General features: G+C 49.2%; 5 protein-coding genes and 1 pseudogene. 4 read left to right on the plus strand and 2 right to left on the minus strand.

What is annotated here, in order from left to right:
• The 3 genes from JCM11216_RS20265 to JCM11216_RS20275 form a co-directional block, all read left to right on the plus strand.
• Window positions 1-219 (plus strand): hypothetical protein (locus tag JCM11216_RS20265; protein WP_243676461.1); only part of this gene is annotated, 219 nt, incomplete at its 5' end.
• An 85-nt stretch (window positions 220-304) separates the two neighbouring features.
• Complete coding sequence (locus JCM11216_RS20270) at window positions 305-1,150, plus strand: hypothetical protein (RefSeq protein WP_243676462.1); 846 nt, start codon at window positions 305-307, stop codon at window positions 1,148-1,150.
• On the plus strand, window positions 1,119-1,658 hold the full coding sequence (locus tag JCM11216_RS20275) for a hypothetical protein (RefSeq protein WP_243676463.1): 540 nt from the start codon (window positions 1,119-1,121) through the stop codon (window positions 1,656-1,658). Before JCM11216_RS20270 ends, JCM11216_RS20275 begins: the two co-directional genes overlap by 32 nt.
• Before the next feature lie 40 nt (window positions 1,659-1,698).
• On the opposite strand, the pseudogene JCM11216_RS13980 reads toward JCM11216_RS20275, so the two are convergent.
• Window positions 1,699-2,237, minus strand: a pseudogene (locus JCM11216_RS13980) (pyridoxal 5'-phosphate synthase lyase subunit PdxS); the annotation flags it as partial.
• A gap of 403 nt (window positions 2,238-2,640) precedes the next feature.
• The gene (locus tag JCM11216_RS13985) at window positions 2,641-2,952 is read right to left on the minus strand and encodes a PaREP1 family protein (protein WP_243676464.1); all 312 of its coding nucleotides are present in this window, start codon (window positions 2,950-2,952) and stop codon (window positions 2,641-2,643) included.
• An 89-nt stretch (window positions 2,953-3,041) separates the two neighbouring features.
• Between JCM11216_RS13985 and JCM11216_RS13990 the strand changes: the two genes are divergently transcribed.
• Window positions 3,042-3,443, plus strand: coding sequence for a phosphomethylpyrimidine synthase ThiC (locus JCM11216_RS13990; RefSeq protein WP_054854592.1), 402 nt, complete (start codon window positions 3,042-3,044; stop codon window positions 3,441-3,443).
• Window positions 3,444-3,525: the final 82 nt, after the last annotated feature.

Consider the following 3,525-nt stretch of genomic DNA (forward strand, 5'->3'; position numbering starts at 1 on the left):
GATGATGCCGTGGGTGGTTCCACGGTGGATGAGTTTAAACCCCGCTGGTTGGGGGGGGTTCCCGGCGGGGGGGCCATAAGGAGGGAGGAGGGTGAGCAGCCTAAGCTGCCTAGGCTACCTAGGTTGCGTGTGCAGGACCGCGTCGACGCGGAGGGGGGGGCCCAGCCACCATATGCTGGGGGGGAGTTGGGTCTAGAGGTAGGAGCTCAAATGCGGTGAGCCAGTTAATGACCCGAGGGTTGTTGAGGAGGTTAATAGGCTAATCAATGAGTTCCTCAATAGGGTTGAGAAACATAGGGGCGTGTTGCTGAGTGGTGAGAACACGCCGTTTGACGAGTCAATTAAGGCATTGAGTGATTGGCTACAAAAGATTGAGGAGGAGATTAAGGAAAGCAACGACAAAAACATAGCCAACCTGAGGAGGACAATGCTTAAAGTCGGCAGGAAAATGCTGATGCTCGCAGAACAAGCCAGGGAAAAATGGCTCAAGACCTACAGGCAAGAGCTCGAGGAGTTGATTGAGAGTTTAAGGAGCGGCAGAGCCAAGGTAATCATTAGCGGTGACCCATTTAATGAGGACAGGAGCTTCGTGGTGCACCTATACACGGAGAACCTAACGATTAATGTGGCGAGGGTAGCCAAGTCGGGTAGTATAACGATAGAAATGGCATTCACTGGTCTCAGGGGGGGCACTCACATAGCCGTGCCAAAGCTATTCGACGAGAACAAGCTAAGGGCTATGCAGTACGGGCTATTGCTGACCGACGGCTCGATTCATAAGAGGGGGGGCTATCCAGTGATGGGTACTAACCAGCTCTGGCAAGCCATCGCCTGGCTATTGGCTTGGCCTGGGAGAAACCACATGTACGTAGATGGCGTGGGCATCAATGGCAATGACGTGGGCATTGCGTGGAAATTAATGGCTATTGACCACAAGGATGAGGTTAGGAGCAAAGCCGAGGTTGCTGGGGAGGTCGGCAAATTGAGCAGTGATGACTTCGTGATCTTCTTGTTGTTCGCTGTGCTTGGCGATGGTGATGTGGATGTTGAGGAGAAGTTTGTTAGGCTCCACATGGGCGAGTCGAAGCGTGAATTGTGGGGGCAGCATAATCGAGAGGTTGAGGAGCCTCGGGTTCAGGGAGAGGGATAGGAGACATAATGTAACGTATATGATTTGGGCTTCGAGGGCTGTCGATCTTATTAGGAAAATGCTTGGTGATTCATTAATCAAGGCTTTGATTGAGGACTTGAGCGCCTTGCCTGATGCGGATAAGCTTAGGCGATTAATAACGCTGGCGAACATGAGGGTTAAGCCCCCCCTGGGTAGGTCATCGATCGAGGTCGCCGGCATTAAGATGCATGTGCATGTGTGTAATAACGGCTTCGTGGAGTTGATGGCTAGTCGTTATGATTATAATGACGCCGTGGAGGTTTTGACGAGGCTGAAGAACGCAGGTTATGAGGAGGTTAAGCTGGGTAGGCGGGGGGGCGATAGGTACGTGGTCTACATGGGCATAAAAGCAATCAGGAAACACCCAGAGCTTGTTACCAAGGTCTGTGAGGTGCTTAGGAGGATGCTCGAGGAGACGGTTAACGAGGGTAAGGAAAGGAGGATGAAGGCAATAACAAAGGCAATGACGAGCCTAGGCTGTCAATAACCCCCCGCCCAGGGCCCACGGGCAAAACAAAACCACACACCTGGCACTGCCTGGCGAAGTCCCTCAGCCTCTCCTCATCACCATCCCTATAGGCTGCGTACAACTCATTAATCGCCTTGTAAAGAACCTTAAAGTGCTTAACGGCCTCACTGACGTTCCCCCCCGTACCCGCCTCACCCTTAGACCTTATCATCGACGCACCCTCACTAATCCTCCTAAGTGCCTCGCACAACTCACGGCATCCATTGACGAAGGGCACGGTGAACAACCACTTATTGATGTGGTGCTGCTCATCAACCGGCGTAAGCACCTCAGACTCATCTATTAAATCAACACCCACCTGCTCAAGAATAAAGCCTCATAGTAATGGCCAATCCTCACCTTTGCAGAAACCGGTATTGTTACGTGCCTCATCACATCCTCAATAACCTTGACATCAGCCATCCTAGCCACGCCACCTGCCTTACGCACATCGTAGGGCAACTTATCAAGGACCATTACGCCAACGGCACCTGCCTCCTCAGCAATTTGAGCCTGCTCTACATTGGTCACGTCCATTATGACCCCATTCCTAAGCATTGATGGGAAGCCAACCTTAACCTTCACCGTGCCGGTAACAATGCCATCCACCTCATAAGGCCTAGGCCAGCTAAATCCCCCCCTCTCCCTAAGCCTATCCCTCAACTCCAGCATACCGTAGAAGAAGTCCCTGAGCTTCTCGAGATACTCGAAGGCGGGTGATACCGACATCGGGGGGGATTAGCCTGCTTGGGATTATTTATGATTTGTTAAACGTTTAATAACGTAGTGAGTGACGTTTATTATCATTATTTAACGCTTTAATAAACCCCTTAACTTATTTATTAATTTAAGAACGTATTCCCTATGCACCTCATACTCGTCCCTCGTCATGAAATTATGGTAAAAATTTGCATGTAAACGCTCGGCGGCTCCAAAATAAAGTAATAGTTACTTTGTCTCTTTAAATAATTTTAAATAATTTGCTGATTAACACGTCATAATCCCTATGGCTATAGTGCTCCCAACCCCTCAACTCGGCAACTGCCTTAAGCAGGGCCACAACGGCACCCCAAAGTTTTTCGCTTGCCTGGACTAAGTCGCCCTTGGCATACTCATCATCACTATGTCTAAGTAGTTCTTCATGAATTTTTAGGTAAATGTCAACCCTATCCTTAGGATCAAGTCTCTGAGCCAGTAAATCAGCCAGAAATAACTCTACGGCAACATCCCTCTTCCTACTCTCCTCATTGATAAACATAAGCAGTTCCTCCACGTGATTAATTATTACGTGATTCCCTTAAAAAGGGGTTTGTAGGCTATGTTCAATAAAAGCTTAATAATAAGATAATAAGTTAGTTATTAATGGCTAAGACAATAATCGAGGAGGTTAGGGAAGGTAGAATTCCAGATGAGGTTAGGGCTGTGGCTAGGCGTGAAGGTGTTAATGAGTATAAACTAGCCAAGAGGATAGCCAGCGGCAGAGCCATAATTATTAGGAACATTAAATTACCCGACAAGGCTAGCGCTGTTGGCCTAGGGTTAACGACTAAGGTTAACGTTAATATAGGCACGTCAAGCGAGGTCGTGAGTCTCGAGACCGAGCTTGAGAAGGTTAGGATCGCCAATAAGTGGGGGGGCGATACGCTGATGGACCTATCGACAAGTGGCGACCTAGATGAGATACGTAGGGTAATAATTAAGGAGTCTAGGTTACCCGTGGGGGGGGACAGTACCGACTTACCAAGCATTCATAGACTCGTTTAAGAGGAAGGGCGGTGGGGGGGCCTATTTCGCTGAGGATGAGCTCTTCGATGTTGTCGAGAAGCATTTAAGGGATGGCGTCGCC

Origin of the sequence: Vulcanisaeta distributa JCM 11216, from assembly GCF_001315985.1 — an archaeon.
Taxonomy (GTDB): domain Archaea; phylum Thermoproteota; class Thermoprotei; order Thermoproteales; family Thermocladiaceae; genus Vulcanisaeta; species Vulcanisaeta distributa_E.

Coding starts and splice junctions, on each gene's coding strand:
- JCM11216_RS13990 (WP_054854592.1), top strand. CDS start 3,042: ATGGCTAAGACAATAATCGAGGAGGTTAGGGAAGGTAGAATTCCAGAT.